The 16943-nt window shown below is 70.2% G+C and carries 13 protein-coding genes and 1 pseudogene; 6 read left to right on the top strand and 8 right to left on the bottom strand.

Features of this window, described 5'->3' with window-relative positions:
- Positions 1–175 precede the first annotated feature (175 nt).
- Together L942_RS46335 and moeA are read right to left on the bottom strand one after the other, a co-directional pair.
- Complete coding sequence (locus L942_RS46335) at positions 176–712, bottom strand: hypothetical protein (RefSeq protein WP_158684481.1); 537 nt, start codon at positions 710–712, stop codon at positions 176–178.
- Positions 713–832: 120 nt separating this feature from the next.
- The gene (gene moeA, locus L942_RS17115; protein WP_106964926.1) at positions 833–2026 is read right to left on the bottom strand and encodes a molybdopterin molybdotransferase MoeA; all 1194 of its coding nucleotides are present in this window, start codon (positions 2024–2026) and stop codon (positions 833–835) included.
- A 134-nt stretch (positions 2027–2160) separates the two neighbouring features.
- On the opposite strand from moeA, the gene L942_RS17120 reads away from it, so the two are divergent.
- The 4 genes from L942_RS17120 to groL all read left to right on the top strand — a co-directional run bounded on the left by L942_RS17120 (position 2161) and on the right by groL (position 6763).
- Positions 2161–2772 (top strand): AIM24 family protein, encoded by a 612-nt coding sequence (locus L942_RS17120; RefSeq protein WP_037361469.1) that lies wholly within the window; start codon positions 2161–2163, stop codon positions 2770–2772.
- 106 nt (positions 2773–2878) lie between these two features.
- Positions 2879–3082: a cold-shock protein gene (locus L942_RS17125; RefSeq protein ID WP_037361472.1), complete on the top strand. Its 204-nt coding sequence runs from the start codon at positions 2879–2881 to the stop codon at positions 3080–3082.
- A 71-nt stretch (positions 3083–3153) separates the two neighbouring features.
- Complete coding sequence (locus L942_RS17130; protein WP_235079207.1) at positions 3154–4869, top strand: serine/threonine-protein kinase; 1716 nt, start codon at positions 3154–3156, stop codon at positions 4867–4869.
- A 265-nt stretch (positions 4870–5134) separates the two neighbouring features.
- A complete protein-coding gene (groL, locus tag L942_RS17135; protein ID WP_037361473.1) occupies positions 5135–6763 on the top strand; it encodes a chaperonin GroEL in 1629 nt (542 codons plus the stop codon).
- A gap of 82 nt (positions 6764–6845) precedes the next feature.
- On the opposite strand, the gene L942_RS17140 is transcribed toward groL, so the two are convergent.
- On the bottom strand, positions 6846–7055 hold the full coding sequence (locus L942_RS17140; protein ID WP_037361475.1) for a PspC domain-containing protein: 210 nt from the start codon (positions 7053–7055) through the stop codon (positions 6846–6848).
- An 85-nt stretch (positions 7056–7140) separates the two neighbouring features.
- Positions 7141–8079, bottom strand: coding sequence for an o-succinylbenzoate synthase (locus L942_RS17145; protein WP_037361476.1), 939 nt, complete (start codon positions 8077–8079; stop codon positions 7141–7143).
- Between the two features lie 68 nt (positions 8080–8147).
- On the opposite strand from L942_RS17145, the gene L942_RS17150 reads away from it, so the two are divergent.
- Complete coding sequence (locus L942_RS17150) at positions 8148–10934, top strand: AfsR/SARP family transcriptional regulator (RefSeq protein ID WP_037361477.1); 2787 nt, start codon at positions 8148–8150, stop codon at positions 10932–10934.
- A gap of 521 nt (positions 10935–11455) precedes the next feature.
- Here the strand turns inward: L942_RS17150 and L942_RS17155 are convergent.
- The 3 genes and pseudogenes from L942_RS17155 to L942_RS17165 form a co-directional block, all read right to left on the bottom strand.
- Positions 11456–12307, bottom strand: coding sequence for a DUF72 domain-containing protein (locus tag L942_RS17155; RefSeq protein ID WP_037361479.1), 852 nt, complete (start codon positions 12305–12307; stop codon positions 11456–11458).
- Positions 12308–13358: 1051 nt separating this feature from the next.
- Positions 13359–14120: a DUF4253 domain-containing protein gene (locus tag L942_RS17160; protein WP_037361481.1), complete on the bottom strand. Its 762-nt coding sequence runs from the start codon at positions 14118–14120 to the stop codon at positions 13359–13361.
- 134 nt (positions 14121–14254) lie between these two features.
- Positions 14255–14745 (bottom strand): annotated as a pseudogene (locus L942_RS17165) (DedA family protein); the annotation flags it as partial.
- Positions 14746–14924: 179 nt separating this feature from the next.
- Here L942_RS17165 and L942_RS44315 point away from each other — a divergent pair.
- Positions 14925–15062, top strand: coding sequence for a hypothetical protein (locus tag L942_RS44315; RefSeq protein ID WP_158684482.1), 138 nt, complete (start codon positions 14925–14927; stop codon positions 15060–15062).
- Between the two features lie 184 nt (positions 15063–15246).
- Here the strand turns inward: L942_RS44315 and L942_RS17170 are convergent, their stop codons facing one another.
- Positions 15247–16893 (bottom strand): DNA repair helicase XPB, encoded by a 1647-nt coding sequence (locus L942_RS17170; protein WP_037361483.1) that lies wholly within the window; start codon positions 16891–16893, stop codon positions 15247–15249.
- Positions 16894–16943: the final 50 nt, after the last annotated feature.

Raw genomic sequence — 16943 nt, forward strand, 5'->3', positions numbered from 1 at the left:
CGGCGGGGGCTGTGCCGGCGGGGGCTGTGCCGGCGGGGGCTGTGCCGGCGGGGGCTGTGCCGGGTTCGGGGCGGCGGTTGCGGCATGACATGGCGGACGCCGACGCGCCGCCGATCTCGAGAAGGATGCGGGCGCAACCTGGGCAAAAGGGTGCGCATCGAGGCTCTCCGCTGCCTCATCGGCGAATTTTTCCATTGCAGCAGAACACTTTAAGGCTGTCAGCGAGTCTGAGGAGCACGGCGGCGCTGGTGCAGGGGGCGACGGTCTGCTCGTCGAGCGCGGCGATGATGTTCTCGACCAGTTTCGCGCCCATGCGGGGCGCGAAACTGGTCGCGATGGAGGCCAGTCCCCGCCGGCGCGCTCTGCGGATGACGGTTGGGCCACCGCAGCAGGACAGGATTGCAGGCACCGTTGGGTGGCCGATCCTGGGGTCGGCGTCGCGTTCGAGGGCGGGGTGGATGCCGGTGCGCAGACCGCGGATGCGGTTGCTGATCCAGGGCCTCGTCGGTGGAGGTCGTTTTGTTGGAGCAGCAGCGCGTCGGGCCGCCGCGGTCACCTCAAGGCAGCCGTGGTGCGCACCTTCGCCAATGTCACGCCTGAGATAAGCGGCGTAGCCGTGGTTCGCCAGTCGACCATCGACGCCCGGCAGCCACGCCTGCGACGAGACCTGCCCGAAGCGGCCGTGTCCCGACCAGCGGTCCCTCGACGCCACCAAACCCGGGGACACCCCCCCCGGACCCTCGGTTCGGCTGGAGGACTGAATCATGCCGGGTCTGCCGACCGCGAACTCCCTGATCAGGAGCCACGAGGAAAGGTAGCGAGGGCTGCGAGGTCAGAGCAGCAAAACCTCCACCTCATCCCCCTCCGAAGCCTCCGAAACCTCCTCCGGCAGCACGATCAAGCAGTTCGCCTGTGTGAACGCCGCCAGCAAATGCGATCCCGGCCCCCCGCGCGGTCCGACCACCCCGGTCACCTCGCCCAGCACCGGCGTGAAGAACCCGCGCCGGAACTGCCTCCGCCCGGCCGGTGACGGCAGGTCCTCCGTCAACCGCGCCCGCACTCGCCGTCGGTCGACGTCTGAATGGCCCATCGCCGATAGCACCGCCGGTCGCAGGAATGCCTCGAACGACACCAGCACACTCACCGGGTTCCCCGGCAGCGTCACCACTGGCACGTCGTTCCACCGGCCGCATCCCTGTGGCCCGCCCGGTTGCATCGCGATTTTCTGGAATTCCACGCCCTGCCCGGTCAGCGCGTCCTTGACCACCTCGTACGCCCCGGCCGACACCCCGCCCGACGTGATCAGCAGGTCCGCCGATTCCAGCCGCGGTTCGATGATCTTGCGGAACTCCTCCACGTCGTCGACCACGCTGCGCACGACCTCGACCTGGCAGCCGAGTTCCCGCAGCGCCGCCGCCAGCATCACGCTGTTCGACTCGTAGATTTGCCCGTGCTGCAACGGGTTCGGGGCTTCCACCAGTTCCGTGCCGGTCGACACGACCAGCACGGACAGCGGCCGGTACACCTCCAGCTCCGCCATGCCGACCGCGGCGGCCAGGCCGAGATGCGCGTGGCTCAGCACGGTGGCCGCGTGCAGCGCGACGGCACCCTTCGTGACGTCCTCGCCGGTCCGCCGGATGTGGTTGCCGACAGCCGCCGCGCGGGAGATCCGGACTTCCGCGGTCCCGCGGTCGGTGTCCTCGACCATCACGATCGCGTCCGCGCCCGGCGGCAGCGGCGCGCCGGTCATGATCCGCTGAGCGGTACCCGGATCGAGCGGTTTCACGTCCACCCGCCCGGCCGGGATGTCGTCGGCCACCGGGAGCGTCACCGGCGCCTCGGAGACGTCCGCGGCGCGCACGGCGTACCCGTCCATCGCGGAGTTGTCGAACGGCGGCAGCGCCACCCCGGCGAGCACGTCCCGGGCCAGGACGAGCCCGGCGGCTTCGGCCACCGGAACAGTGCGGACGGGCGCGCGGCCGAGCAGTTCGGTCACGGTCTCGCGGTAGGCGTCGACGGAGATCACGCGGACCATCCTCCCTCCTGCTGCCCGTCGTGCAACACTCTCCCGGCACAAACCGGGGAGTACGGGGAGAGTTCTCATGCAGTTTCGGGTCCGCAGCCAGCCCGGGCGCGCCGCGCTCGCGACACCCCGCTGACATGCGCGTCCACACCAGGCACACGCCGGGGTTCGGCGTCGCCCGCGTGCTGCTCGCCCCCGGCGAAGCGGTGCAGGCCGCCGCGGAAACCTTGCTGGCCAGCAGCTTCAACGTGGCCGAGGCCAACCAGAACCGCGGCCGCAAGGGCGGTCGTTCGGTGTTCACCGCGCCGCAAGAGGGCGGCTGGGTCGACCTGGCCCCGCTCGGCCCGGGCGACGTCTACCCGCTCGAGCTCACCGGGTCCACCGGCTGGTCGGTGCACCGCGAGGGCGTCCTCGCCCGGCCGAGCACGGTCCGCGTCGACCAGAACTGGGCCCCGCTGCAGCAGTTGTTCGGCGCCGATTCCGGGTTCCTCGAGCACTACAGCGGCCGCGGCCCGCTGCTGCTCACCGCGCCCGGCCCGGTCGACTCGTTCGACCTCGGCCGCGGCGAGATCGTCACCGTGCGCCCGGACTATCTCCTCGCCTACCCCGACACGGTGCAGTGCCGGTTGCGCGCACTCGACCCGAGCGGGCCGCAATCGCTGCGCACCGGCGAAGGACTCGTCCTCGATTTCGCCGGGCCGGGAACCGTGCTCGTCCAATCGCGCAACCGGCGAGTGTCGCGGGCGTAAAGGGGAATCTGCCGATTTACCCATTGCCGGGAGCGCTGATTCCGGTAGCGTGAACTCCACTTCGCACGCTGATGGACAGCGGATTCTTGTCCTGAGGGAGGGCGCCGTGGCAGTCGGCACCGTCAAGTGGTTCAACTCGGAAAAGGGCTATGGGTTCATCGAATCCGCCGAAGGTCCGGACGTCTTCGTCCACTATTCGGCCATCCAGGCCGACGGATTCCGCACTCTCGACGAGGGCGACCGGGTGGAGTTCGAAGTCCAGTCCGGCCGCGACGGCCGAAGCCAGGCCGCGGACGTCCGCAAGGTCTAGCGAGGCAGGTCCGCTGACCGGTTGGGCGAACCGGCAGTGGCAGCGGATACCGGCGCGTTAAGCTGCGCTGCGTGACAGGCGACGTGTCGGGGGACCTCACCGGTCGCCAGCTGGGCCACTACCGCATCGACTCGGTGCTCGGCAAGGGCGGCATGAGCGTGACCTATCAGGCCACGGACACGCGGCTCGGCCGCAAGGTGGCGCTGAAGGTCATCGGTGACCACCTCGGCGCCGACGCCGAGTTCCGCGAACGTTTCGTCGACGAAGCCCGCAACACCTCCGCGATCGACCACGCCAACGTCGTGCCGCTGTACGACTTCGGCGAGCTCGACGGCATGCTCTACATCGCCATGCGGATGGTCGACGGCGGCGACCTCGCCGGCTTGATGTCCGCGGGCCCGATCAGCCCGTCGCGTGCGCTCAGCCTGCTCGACCAGGTCGCCGACGCGCTCGACACGCTGCACAACCACGGCCTCGTGCACCTCGACGTCAAACCGGCCAACGTCCTCGTCACCAGCCGCGAGACCTCCCGCGAGCACGTCTACGTCGCGGACTTCGGCCTGACCCGCCGCGGCGCCACCGGCCACCGCACCCGCGGTGGCGATTTCCTCGGCTCGCCGACCTACGCCGCGCCGGAACATCTGCGCGGCGAACCGCTCGACGGCCGCACCGACCAGTACGCCCTCACGTGCGTGCTGTTCGCCTGCCTGACCGGCAACCCGCCGTTCCGCGGCGACGTCCCCACGGTCATCAAGGGGCACCTCGGCGGGGAGCCGCCGTCGGTGTCGAGCGTGGTCGCGCTTCCGGCCGCGGTGGACGACGTCATCCGCAAGGGCATGGCGAAGAACCCGAACGACCGCTACCCGAACTGCGTCGCGATGATCGCCGCGGCCAGGGCGGCACTCGGCCCACTCGCGACGTCGGACACCCCGCCGGGCCCGGCCCGGCCGAACGGACTTCCGGAGGCGGGCATGCAGCAAGGACCCGGCGGCGCTGGCGGTTCTGGCCCCGGGGGCACTGGCGGACCCGGCGGAACTGGCGGCCCCGGTGGCAGCGGTCCGGCCGGAGCTGGCGGACCAGCCGGACCCGGCAACGGCGGACCGGGCGCGCAGCCGGGCGGCCCCGGGACTGCCGGACAGGGCGCACCCGGCCAGGGCGCTCCCGGTGCCTGGGGTCCCCCGCAACCCGGCCAAGCGGGCTACCCCGTCCAGGGCGGCTACGGCGGTCCCGCCGGTTACGGCAACCAGCCCCCGCCCGGTTATCCAGCACAGCCCGGCCAGCCGCAGCCCGGCCAGCCGCAGCCCGGCCAGCCGCAGCCCCAGCAGGGCTACGCGAACCAGCCGCCAGCGGGCCCCCCGCCCGGCTACGGCTACCCGGGTCAGTCCGGCCAGCAGCCGCCGCAAGGCCCCCCGCCCGGCTACGGCGGCTACCCGAACCACCCCAGCTACCCCGGTCAGCCGGGCCATCCGCACCAGCAGGGGCCCCAGGCCTTCGGCGACCCGATGCGGCTGCGTCCGCCGTCGCCGGCGGGCGGTGCGGGCGCGTTCGAAAAGCAGGGCAAGAGCGGTGGCCTGAAGTGGCTGTGGATCGCGCTGGGGGTGCTCGTCGTCGCCGGTCTGGTCGTCGGCGCGATCTTCCTCTTCGGCGGGGACGACAACGGCAGCGGCGGCACCGCTCCGGCGTCCTCGGCGCCCAACATCCCGGTCGGTCCGGGCGGCTCGAAGCCGGCCGGACCGTCGTCGCTGCGCCCGCCGCCGTCGTCGATCCACATCCAGCCGAGCCACTGACGGGTCGACCTGGTCCGCCCAGGCACCGGTGCTGACCTGCGCTCCTTGCACTCGACCCCGGAGAGTGCTAAACACGGCATTGGCACTCGACGCCGTCGAGTGCTAGGCGAGCGGTCACCGACCGCTTGCCTGAAGGTCGGGACGGTGAGGCTGACCCACCGGTCAGTCGTCCGTCGCGGGCACCGAGCCTGGCCGAGGACGTGTCCTGCTGCCGCCGCTGGAGACAGCGCGGCGGTGGCGCCCAATACCGGAGGACCACACCGCAATGGCCAAACTGATCGCGTTCGACGAGGACGCCCGCCGCGGTCTTGAGCGCGGCTTGAACACCCTCGCCGAAGCCGTCAAGGTGACCCTCGGCCCGCGGGGCCGGAACGTCGTGCTCGAAAAGAAGTGGGGCGCGCCGACGATCACCAACGACGGTGTCTCCATCGCCAAGGAGATCGAGCTCGAGGACCCGTGGGAGAAGATCGGGGCCGAGCTCGTCAAGGAAGTTGCCAAGAAGACCGACGACGTCGCGGGCGACGGCACCACCACCGCCACCGTGCTCGCCCAGGCGCTCGTGCGCGAGGGCCTGCGCAACGTCGCGGCCGGCGCCGACCCGATCTCGCTGAAGCGCGGCATCGAGGCGGCCGTCGAGGCCATCACCGAGCAGCTGCACAAGGCCGCCGTCCAGATCGAGACCAAGGAGCAGATCGCTGCTACCGCCTCGATCTCGGCCGCTGACCGCACCATCGGCGAGCTGATCGCCGAGGCGCTGGACAAGGTCGGCAAGGAAGGCGTCGTCACCGTCGAGGAGAGCAACACCTTCGGGCTCGAGCTGGAGCTCACCGAGGGCATGCGCTTCGACAAGGGCTACGTGTCCGGTTACTTCGTGACCGACCCGGAGCGCCAGGAAGCCGAGCTGGAGGACCCGTACGTCCTGCTCTTCGGTTCCAAGATCTCCAACGTCAAGGACGTCCTGCCGCTGCTGGAGAAGGTCATCCAGTCCGGCAAGCCGCTCCTGATCATCGCCGAGGACGTCGAGGGCGAAGCCCTGGCGACCCTGGTCGTCAACAAGATCCGCGGCACCTTCAAGTCCGTCGCCGTCAAGGCCCCGGGCTTCGGCGACCGCCGCAAGGCGATCCTGCAGGACATCGCGATCCTGACCGGCGGCCAGGTCATCTCCGAGGACGTCGGCCTCAAGCTGGAGAACGCGGACCTGTCGCTGCTGGGCCGTGCCCGCAAGGCCGTCATCACCCGCGACGAGACCACCATCGTCGAGGGCGCCGGCGACGCGGACCAGATCCAGGGCCGCGTCAACCAGATCCGTGCGGAGATCGAGAACTCCGACTCGGACTACGACCGCGAGAAGCTGCAGGAGCGGCTCGCGAAGCTGGCCGGCGGCGTGGCCGTCATCAAGGCCGGCGCCGCGACCGAGGTCGAGCTGAAGGAGCGCAAGCACCGCATCGAGGACGCGGTGCGCAACGCCAAGGCCGCCGTGGAAGAGGGCATCGTCGCCGGCGGTGGCGTGGCCCTGATTCAGGCCGCCGAGGCCGCGTTCGCGGGCCTGAAGCTCGAGGGCGACGAGGCCACTGGCGCCAACATCGTCAAGGTCGCCGTCGAGGCTCCGCTCAAGCAGATCGCGATCAACGCCGGTCTCGAGGGCGGCGTCGTGGCGGAGAAGGTCAAGGGCCTGCCGCAGGGCCACGGCCTGAACGCCGCCACCGGCGAGTACGAGGACCTGCTCGCGGCCGGCGTGCCGGACCCGACGAAGGTCACCCGCTCCGCGCTGCAGAACGCCGCTTCCATCGCGGCGCTGTTCCTGACCACCGAGGCTGTCGTCGCGGACAAGCCGGAGAAGGCTGCTGCCGCTCCGGCCGACCCGTCCGGCGGCATGGGTGGCATGGACTTCTGAGTTCGGCTGCTTTTCCGGCGAAGCCCGGTTCACCTTCGAGGTGGGCCGGGCTTCGCCCGTTTCCGGGGCAGCACGCCCGGGCTCAGTCTTCGGGCGTCAGCACCGCGGCGGCGGCGTAGACCGGGAGGACCAGCCCGGCGGAGAGGACGGCCCCGGCGACCGCGGCGATGCGCACCATCGAGGGGTCGACGTTGAGGTAGTCGGCCCATCCGCCGCACACGCCGGTGAGCATGCGGTCGGAGCGGCTGCGGAAGATCTTCTTGGCCGGTGCGGCCTGCGTGTTGTTCGTCATGGCAGCAATACTCCGCGCCGGGGGCCCGCCGCACATCCGGGAACGCCCCGGAGAAAGCCCTGGGGCCGCGACCCTGAACTCTCCCTTACCCGCTGATCTTCCGGACCCGCTCGAACCGGTCCAGCCACGCCGCTTCCACCTCGGGCGAGGCGGCGAATTCGGCGTAGGCGTCGGGTTCGGGCGCTTGCCGGGGCACCGGCAGGTAACCGTCCACAGGGGACAGTGTGCTGGTGCAGACATCCCCGCGCAGCAACGACATCGTGCCGAGTCCGCAGGCGAAGTCCAGTTCCGGCAGGGCCCCGGCGAGCGCCAGCCCGGCAGCCAGCCCGACACTCGTCTCCACCGCGGACGACACCACGCACGGCAACCCGCAGGCCTCCGCGACCTCCAGCGCACGGCGCACGCCGCCGAGCGGGGCGACCTTGAGCACGGCGATGTCCGCGGCTCCGGCGACGGCGACCTTCAGCGGATCTTCCGCGCGGCGGATCGACTCGTCGGCCGCGATCCGCACCGACACCCGGCGCCGGACGGCGGCCAGGTCGTCGATCGTCGGGCACGGCTGTTCGGCGTATTCCAGTCCGCCGGCCGCGCGGTCCAGTTCCGCTAGGGCGTGCACAGCGGTGTCGACATCCCACGCGGCGTTGGCGTCGACCCGGATCGCCCCGGAGGGCCCCAACGCGTCGCGGACCGCTTCGATACGCGCACAGTCCTCGGCGAGGGTCGCGCGTTTGTCGGCGACCTTGACCTTCGCCGTGCGGCAGCCGGAAGCGCGGACGAGTTCGTGCGCGCGTTCCGGCGACACGATGGGGACGGTCGTGTTCACCTCGATGCGGTCGCGGACCGGCTCCGGCCAGCCTTCTTCGCTCGCTTCGAGCGCGGCGGCGAGCCAGGGGACGCTCTCGGTGTCCGAATAGTCCGCGAACGGGCAGAACTCGCCCCAGCCGGCGGCACCGCGGAGCAACAGTCCTTCACGGACGGTGATGTCCCGGAACCGGGTGTGCAGTGGGAGCGCGTAGACCTGCATGACTGCCGATCATGCCACCGTCGCGGGCGCGGGAACCGAGGTGCCGTCGGGGCCGTCTCAACGCCACAATGGAACGTGTGGACGGCCTCGACTTCCGGGTGCTCGGCCCGGCCGAGGTGCTCGCCGGGGACCAGGTGGTGCCGCTGGGCGGCAGCCGCCCGCTGATCGTGCTCGCCGGACTGCTGCTGCGGGCCAACCGCCTCGTCTCGGTCGACGTGCTCAGCCACTGGCTGTGGGGCGACGACCAGCGTCGGTCGAAGGGCGCGCTGCAGACGTACGTCCTGCGGCTGCGCCGGGCGCTCGGCGACGGCGCGGCAATCCGCACCGAACGCGGCGGCTACCTGCTGGAAGTCGACGAGAACGCGGTGGACCTCGGTCGTTTCCGCCGGTTCGCGGCACGCGGCCGCAGCGCGGTGGAGCGAGGGGAGCACCGGCGGGCGGCGGGCTATTTCGAGGACGCGCTCGGGCAGTGGCGGGGACCGGCGCTGCAGAACGTGGAGTCGGACGCGCTGCACCGCGACGAGGTCGGGCAGCTCGCCGAGGAACGCACGCGGGTGCGTGAGCAGTGGGCCGAGACCTTGTTGACGGTCGGCGAATACGACACGGTCGTGCCCGAACTGGAGCAGCTGACGCGCGAACATCCGCTGCGCGAACGCCCGCACGAGCAGCTGATGTACGCGCTGCTCCGCTCCGGGCGGCAAGCCGAGGCGCTGGAGGTGTATCGGCGGATCAGCGGGTTGCTGGCCGAGGAACTGGGCTTGGATCCCGGTGCCGGACTGCAACGCGCGCACCGGCTCGTCTTGGGCGGCGACGAAGGGTCGCGCTTCCGGACTCCGTTGGAACCCCATATCCCGCACCAGCTTCCGGCCGACCTAGGTGCTTTCGCCGGTCGATCCGCGGACTTGAAAGCCTTGCGCGCCTTATTGCCGGAAGCTCTCGACGACGGCACCTCCACGCCGATCGCTTCGGTGGAAGGCATGGGCGGGCAAGGGAAAACCACCCTGTCCGTCCACTTCGCACATCAGATCGCCGATCGTTTCACCGGCGGGCAAGTGTTTCTGGACCTTCGGGGCTACGGTCCGGGTGCGCCGGTGACCCCGATCGCCGCGCTGGAAACCCTGCTCGCCGCGCTGGGCGTCCCCGCCGACCGAATCCCGTCCGGTTTGGACGAACGCGCGGCGACCTGGCGTACCTACACCACCGGCCGGCGGCTGCTGGTCGTGCTGGACAACGCGAACAGCACCGAGCAAGTGCGCTCTTTGCTGCCTGGCCCGGGCTGTCTGGTCGTGGTGACGAGCCGCTGGCAGCTGCGCGGACTGGTCGCGACACACGGGGCTCGCCGGATCGCGTTGTCTGAATTGGACAGTGAAGAGGCGGTGGAACTGCTCGCTTCGGCCATCGGCGTCGAACGGGTGCAGGAGGACCCGATCGCCGCCGGCCGATTTGTCGAGTACTGCGGCGGGCTCCCGTTGGCGATCCGCGTTCTCGCCGTGCGCGCCGCGCAGTTCCCGCGGCTGCCGCTGAGCGAGTTCATGGCCGCGTTGCCCTCGGACGCCGGCCGGTTGAGCACCTTCGACCTCGGCGACGGCGACGAAACCAATATCCGCACGGTTTTCTCTTATTCTTACCGGGTGTTATGCCCAGCGGCCGCGCGGCTGCTGCGGTTGCTGGCCCTGTCGGTCGGCCCGGACCTGTCGCTGGGGATGGCGGTCGCGCTCAACGGACGGTCCGAAAAGGAGACTCGCGGCGCTCTCGACACTCTCGTTTCGACTCATCTGCTCACCCAGCCGAAACCGGGCCGATACCAGTTCCACGACCTGATTCGCGCTTATGCCACTGAGTTGTCGGAGCAGGAAGACGACGCCGCCGAGCGCGCTGGCGCCAGTGCGCGCTTGCTCGACTGGTGCATCGCGTCGGCGCGGAACGCGGGTTTGGCGATGCGCCCGCGCCAGCTGATGGACGAAATCGGGCCGATCCCTTCGGCCGGTGCGCTTGAATTTTCGGACTTCCACCAGGCGCTGGCCTGGTTCATCGAGGAACACGGGAACTTGCTCTCGGTGATCCAATGGTCGTTCCGGATCGGCAGGTACGCACAATGCTGGCGGCTGGCCTGGTCGCTGTTCACCTACTTCGCCGGACGAGCACGCGTCGACGAATGGCGGTACGTTTTCGAAATCGGCCTGCGTGCGGCGCGGAATTCCGGGGAACGGCACGGTGAAGCGGCGATCCTCAATGGACTCGGGGTGATCGAGGGAGTCGCCCGGAACTACGTGCTGGCGCGCGAATATCTGGAGCAGGCGCTGGCCGTGCAGCTGGAATTGGGCTCGCTGCCGGGGGAGGCGCGGGCGCGCTACAACCTGGCGATGACCGCCCAGGACATCTCGGATTTTCCGGAGGCTTACCGGCATGGCTTGCGTTCGCTGGAAATCACGCGAGAGCTGGGTTTCACCTCGGTGGAGGCGAACGTCTTGCGCGCGCTGGGCGACCTGTGCGCGATGATGGGGGACTACCCGCAGGCGTTGTCGCTCGCGGACGAGGCACTGGCGCTGGTCCCGCCGGACGACCTCCCGCAGGGCCGCTTCTCTCTCGCCGCGAGAGCCCGCGCACTGCTGGGTTTGGGTCGGCACGTGGAAGGAATCGAGTGCCTGTCCGAGGCGGTCGACATGTTCTTCGCGATGGACGAGGAGTATGAGGCTGCGGATGTGCTGTCGGAACTGGGCACCGCACACCTGCGCTACGGCCGCACCGCCGCGGCACGAGACTGCTGGCTACGCGCGGTCCGGTTGCTGACCCGGCTGGACCACCCTGATGCGGACCGGGTGCGGGCGCAGTTGGCTGGGTTGGTGCGGGGGTAGGTTCGGCCGATGCTGTGAAACCGCACTGGCTGCGGCTTCACGATGCTGCGACAACCAACGCCGCGTGCCGTCCCGCCGCAGCACCGCACTGTCGCCGCGTCGGACTTCCGCAAGGGTGCACTCATGCGAGAGCGAGGCGTATTGCCGCGACTCGGGGGACTGACTGCGTCCGGGCTCGGTGTTGGTGCGACTAGATCACTCGGGTGCCGATCGTGGGTGCGGTCGGCGGGGAGGAGCGCTGCCGCGTGGGGTTGGGCGGTGGCTGCGTTGGCCCACTCCGAGAGGCCAGGTGCGACTGCACTGCGCGGGAGGGACCGGAGCGGGAGGCGGTGGCGCGAAATTGGTTGGGCCACTCCGACGCTGCCGGATGCGAGCATGGGCTTCAGCTGTTCGGCAGCACGTTCTCCAGTGTTCACCTAAGGCCAGCCGGGCGCGGTGGTCCGCGTGCCGACCCCCAGTGGCAGCACGTAGACCACCGGCGGCCCGTACTCTCACCCAATCGAAGTGCGCTCACTGTCCGCTCACTGTGCTAGGCCGGTCTCGGCGGACAGGCCTAGCAGTCGGGCGAGCGTGACGGCGTTGTGCGGGGCCGCGACTTTGCTGTCGTTGTCGAAGTAGACGTGCACGTCCCGGCGGCCGGCGTCGTGCCATTCGGTGATCTTCGCGGCCCAGGCGCGGAGGGCGGAATCGGAGTAGTTGCTGGTGTAGAGCTCCTCCGAACCGTGCAACCGGACGTAACTGAAGTTAGTGGTCTGGTCCTCCCGGTACGGCCACGGCGCGGCGGCGTCGGAGGTCACCAGGGCTATGCGGTGTTTCCGGAGCAAGTCCAGTGCTTCGGGGGCGGTGAAGCTGGGGTGGCGCACTTCGAGCGCGTGCCGCACCGGCCGGTCGGGGCCTGGGTCCAGGAACGGTGGGAACTTGAGTTTGTCGTCGTGCTTCGCGCCGAGGGCCGCGGCCTCGGTGGTGGTGCGGGGTAGTTGGCCGAGAAACGTCGAGACGCGGTCTGGGTCGAAGGTCAGTCGTGGCGGGAGTTGCCAGAGGAACGGGCCTAGTTTGTCGGCGAGTGCGAGGACGCCGGACGCGTAGAAGTTGGCGAGCGCGGCTTCGACGTCGCGCAGTTGTTTGAGGTGCGTGATGAACCGGCCGCCCTTGATCGCGAACAGGAACCCGGCCGGGGTTTCGGCGTGCCAGGCGCGGTATCGCTCCGGGCGTTGCAGCGAGTAGAAGGACCCGTTGATCTCGACGGCGTTCAGCTGGCTGGAGAGGTACTCGAGTTCGCGCCGCTGCGGCAGGCCGGACGGGTAGAACGTGCCGCGCCACGGCGGGTATCGCCAGCCGGACGTGCCCACTCGGATCTGGCCGATCTTGCTCACCGCCTTTCGCCGCCGAGGATTCCCTCCCGGACGGTTGCGGTAAACCCGTCCGCGCGGCTGTTTTCGGGACAGGTGGGCCAAGGATCGGGACAAGTGTCCTGAACGGAGGGACGTGGGTCTCATGGCTCGAACTCCGTTGCCTGGGCGTGGGGACGGGGCGAGGAGGGGGCGGGCGAAGCCAGATCGAGGATGGGGTTGCGGAGGTTGGCGGCAGTGGTGTGAGCGGTGTCGACGCTGGGGAGGACAGCGCCGGGACTGACGGCGGGGGCGGAGGGGCGGGAGGCGGACTGCGGCACCGGCGTGGGCGGCGGTGGCGTCGTGGACGGCAGCATCAGTGAGGGGACGGGCGAAGCCGGAACGCGGAGGGGTTTGAAGCGGCGGAGGTTGGCGCCAGTGCGTGCGGTGGCTGTGGTGTGGGCGGTGTCGACGCTAGGGAGAGCAGGGCCGGGACTGACGGCGGGGGCGGGCGCGGAGAGCCGGGAGGCGGACCGCAGCACCGACGCGGACGGCGGTGCCGTCGTGGATGGCAGCGTCGGTGAGGGGACGGGCGAAGCCGGAATGCGGAGGGGGCTGAAGCGGCGGAGGTTGGCACCCGTGCGTGCGGCGGCAGTGGTGTGGGCGGCGTCGGTGCTGGGGAGGGCCGCACCGGGACTGACGCCGGGGGCAGGAGCGGAAGGCAGAGAGGCGGGCCGCAACATCGACGCGGGCGGTGCCGGAAGGGCCATCGCGAACGGCGCTGTCGTGGACGGCGGCACTGACGTGGACGGCGGTGCCGGAACCACCATCGCGAACGGCACTGCCGTGAACCGCAGCGCCGACGTCGGCGGCCATGCCGGGGTGAAGGCAGGGCGGCAGGAACGCGGCAAGCGGCAACCCTCGTTGGCGAGCCAATCGTGCCGCGTCCCTGAACGGTTGCGCTGCCTAAGCCGTTTTGCGGCCACCCTCCGGTCAGGCCCCGCCGAACCAGCTTCCAGCCCTGTGCCTGTCAGGCCCGCTGCCCCACCACCCGCGAACCGGCCCGGGCCCTCCGGCTCAGTCATCCTTCACTCCTTCAAGCCCACGAGAACCTCCACCGGCGTGCCTGCACCAAGGAACTCGCGTACTCCCGCAGGTTTCCCGGCTGCGTGAGATACGTCGGGAGGCTGAACGCGCGGTGCTCCGCCGCCACGGTGAGAGCCCTGGCGTGGGTGCGCGGCGGGGCGGAGACCGACAGCTCGAGGGAGTCGAAGCCCAACGTCACCAGGGTCGCGCCGAAGCGGTCTTCCCAGCTGCGCAGGACCGCCGACAGCTCGGCTACCTGGTCTGTCGACTTGATCATTCCCGTCCAGCCGATCAGGGCCGGGACGTCGGCCGGGCGGTCCGCTTGGACCAGGCCCAACCGGTGGGGAGTGCGGGCGGCCAGGATCGAGCCGGTGTTGCCTGCTTCGGCCAGCGGGTCCGAGCGGCGGTGCGAGCGTTTCGCCAACCCGGGGAAGCGGGTGCCGAACGGGCGCAGGCAGGCTCCGTCGCAGCAGGAGCCGTCCCACCAGCGGGCCAGGACTTCGGCTGGGTCGGCGTTGTCGACGCGGTGCCCGGCCGGGGCCAGCCGGCCGCGGTCGTCCAGCCAGTCCTCGCCGCGGGCGGAGAAGCGCTGGTCGGGCGGGATCAGGACGGGCCACAGTCCGGACCGCTCGAACTCCGCGACACAGCTCAGGTACCGCTGCGGCCGCGTGAGCGGCTCCTCCGACACCCAGATCCGCCCGTGCCAGTGCCCGGGCGGCAAGGTCTGGACCGGCGGTGCCCCGACGCCGGGGCGGAACGGTGCGATCGTCATGAGCTTCCCCTCGAACTGGTGTTCGGTGCCTGTTTATCGAACAGTAGTTCGAACCACCGACAATTTCCAGGGCGCCACGAGCTCGTCCGTTCGGGTGAACCTAGCGAAAGTCCAGGTCGAGGGGCGAAAAAGCGCCGGGAGACGCGGCACACGCGGACCGCGACGAAGAGGCCGATGGCGATCGCCACCGCGGCGTACTGGAACACTGACGCGTACCGGTCCACCAGCTCCCCGAGCAAGTACCCGGCCACGACGAACGCGGTGTTCCACAGCAGGCTGCCCGCTGTCGTCAGCAGCAGGAAGCGGCCGAACGGCATTCGTTCGACGCCCGCCGGCAGTGAGATCAGGATGCGGAAGATCGGCGCCATCCGGCCGAGGAACACCGCCTTCCCGCCGTGCCGGGTGAACCACGCCTCGGTGCGGTGGAAGTCGGCGGCGTCCATCAGCGGCAGCCCGGTCAACAGCGCCCGGCAGCGGTCGCGGCCGAGCGGAGCGCTCAGTCAGTAGACGAGCACGGCACCAGCGAGCCTAGGGTCGTCCAGAAGAGGGCACCGGCCAGGCTGAAGGTGCCGCGGCTCGCGGAGAATCCGGCCAGCGGGAGTACGAGTTCGCTGGGGATCGGCGGAACAGGTTGTCCAGGGGTTCGGCGGCGGGAGTGGCGAGCAAGCGCTTCAAGGGGATTCCTTTCCTGACGGCGGCAACGCCGTAGAAAGCCAAGGCGCGCAACACATTGCGTTCGGCCACCCGGAGAGGTGCGGAAAACCGCAGTGCTCCGCCCACCGAGGCCTGACTAGCCTGCGCGACGTGAACAGATCGCGAGTGCTGCGCCTGACGGCGGGCGTCGGAGTGGGCGCGCTGACGGCACTCGTCGAGCTGCCGTATGTGGCACTCGCCGCGCCGCTGCTAGTCGCGCCCGCGGCGCGGACGCGCGCGCCCGGCTGACCCCGCGCGAGCGCGAGGTGCTGGAGAAATGGCGCAGGGCCACCCGAACGCGAGCATCTCGACCCTGCGTTCATCTCGCAGAGCGCGGTGGAGAGGCACCCGAACGCGATCTTCGACAAGCTCGACGAGCGCAGGGCTGCAGCACGACGCGTGCTGGCCGTTCTCCGTTACCTCGGTTCGTGATTCACAGCGGTCGCCGCAGGTCCTCCGCGTCGACGATGTGGTACGCGTAACCCTGCTCGGCAAGGAATCGCTGCCGGTGCGCCGCGTACTCCGTGTCCACCGTGTCCCGCGACACGATCGAATAGAAGTGCGCCTGCCGTCCGTCGCCCTTCGGGCGCAGCAGCCGGCCGAGGCGTTGCGCTTCCTCCTGTCGCGAACCGAACGTGCCCGAAATCTGGATCGCCACCGACGCTTCCGGAAGGTCGATCGAGAAGTTCGCGACCTTCGACACCACCAGCGTGCGCAGTTCGCCGCGGCGGAACTTGTAGAACAGTTCCTCGCGTTCCTTGTTCTTCGTCGCGCCCTGGATGACCGGGGCCTCCAGCTCCGCGCCCAGCATCTCGAGCTGGTCGAGGTACGCGCCGATCACCAGGGTCGGCTCGCCGGCGTGTTTGTCCACAATGGACCGGATCACCGGGATCTTCGTCATCGCTGTGGCGGCGAGCTTGTACCGCTCGTCGGAGTCCGCGGTGGCGTACTGCAGGCGCTCGTTTTCCGTGAGCGTCACGCGCACCTCGGTGCATTCCGCCGGCGCGATCCAGCCCTGCGCCTCGATGTCGCGCCACGGCACGTCGTACCGCTTCGGGCCGATCAGCGAGAACACGTCGCCCTCGCGGCCGTCCTCGCGCACCAGCGTGGCGGTCAGCCCGAGCCGCCGCCGCGACTGCAGGTCCGCGGTCATCCGGAACACCGGCGCGGGCAGCAGGTGCACCTCGTCGTAGACGACCAGGCCCCAGTCGCGCGAATCGAACAGCTCCAGGTGCCGGTACTCGCCCTTGGTCTTGCGCGTGACCACCTGGTACGTCGCGATGGTGACCGGCCGGATCTCCTTCTTCTCCCCGGAGTACTCGCCGATCTCGTCCTCGGTCAGCGACGTCCGCGCCACCAGTTCGCGCTTCCACTGCCGCCCGGCGACGGTGTTGGTGACCAGGATCAGCGTGGTGGCCTTGGCATGCGCCATCGCGGCCGCGCCGACCAGCGTCTTGCCCGCGCCGCACGGCAGCACGACGACGCCGGAACCGCCCGCCCAGAACGCTTCGGCGGCCTGCCGCTGGTAGTCGCGCAGGTGCCAGTCGTCCTCGGCGAGGTCGATCGGATGCGCTTCGCCGTCCACGTACCCGGCGAGGTCCTCGGCCGGCCAGCCGACCTTCAGCAGCGCCTGCTTGAGCCGCCCCCGTTCGGACGGGTGCACGATCACCGTGTCCTCGTCGATCCGCGCGCCCAGCATCGGGCTGATCTTCTTGTTGCGCGAGACCTCTTCGAGCACCGCGCGGTCGGTCGTGGTCATGACCAGGCCGTGCGCCGGGTGGTTGGTGATCTGCAGCCGCCCGAACCGGCCCATCACGTCCACGACGTCGATCAACAGCGGCTGCGGCACCGGGAAGCGCGAGTACGTGGTGAGCGCGTCCACCACCTGTTCCGCGTCGTGCCCGGCCGCGCGCGCGTTCCACAACGCGAGCGGCGTGATCCGGTAGGTGTGCACGTGTTCGGGCGCTCGTTCCAGTTCGGCGAACGGCGCGATCGCGATCCGCGCGTCGTCGGCGCGCGGATTGTCGACCTCGAGCAGCACGGTTTTGTCGGACTGGACGATCAGGGGGCCATCAGTCACCTCTCCTTTATACGTTCCCTCCCAGACCGCGGCCCGGGGATGCCAAGATG

The sequence above is a fragment of the Amycolatopsis orientalis DSM 43388 genome (assembly GCF_000411975.1).
GTDB lineage: Bacteria > Actinomycetota > Actinomycetes > Mycobacteriales > Pseudonocardiaceae > Amycolatopsis > Amycolatopsis orientalis_D.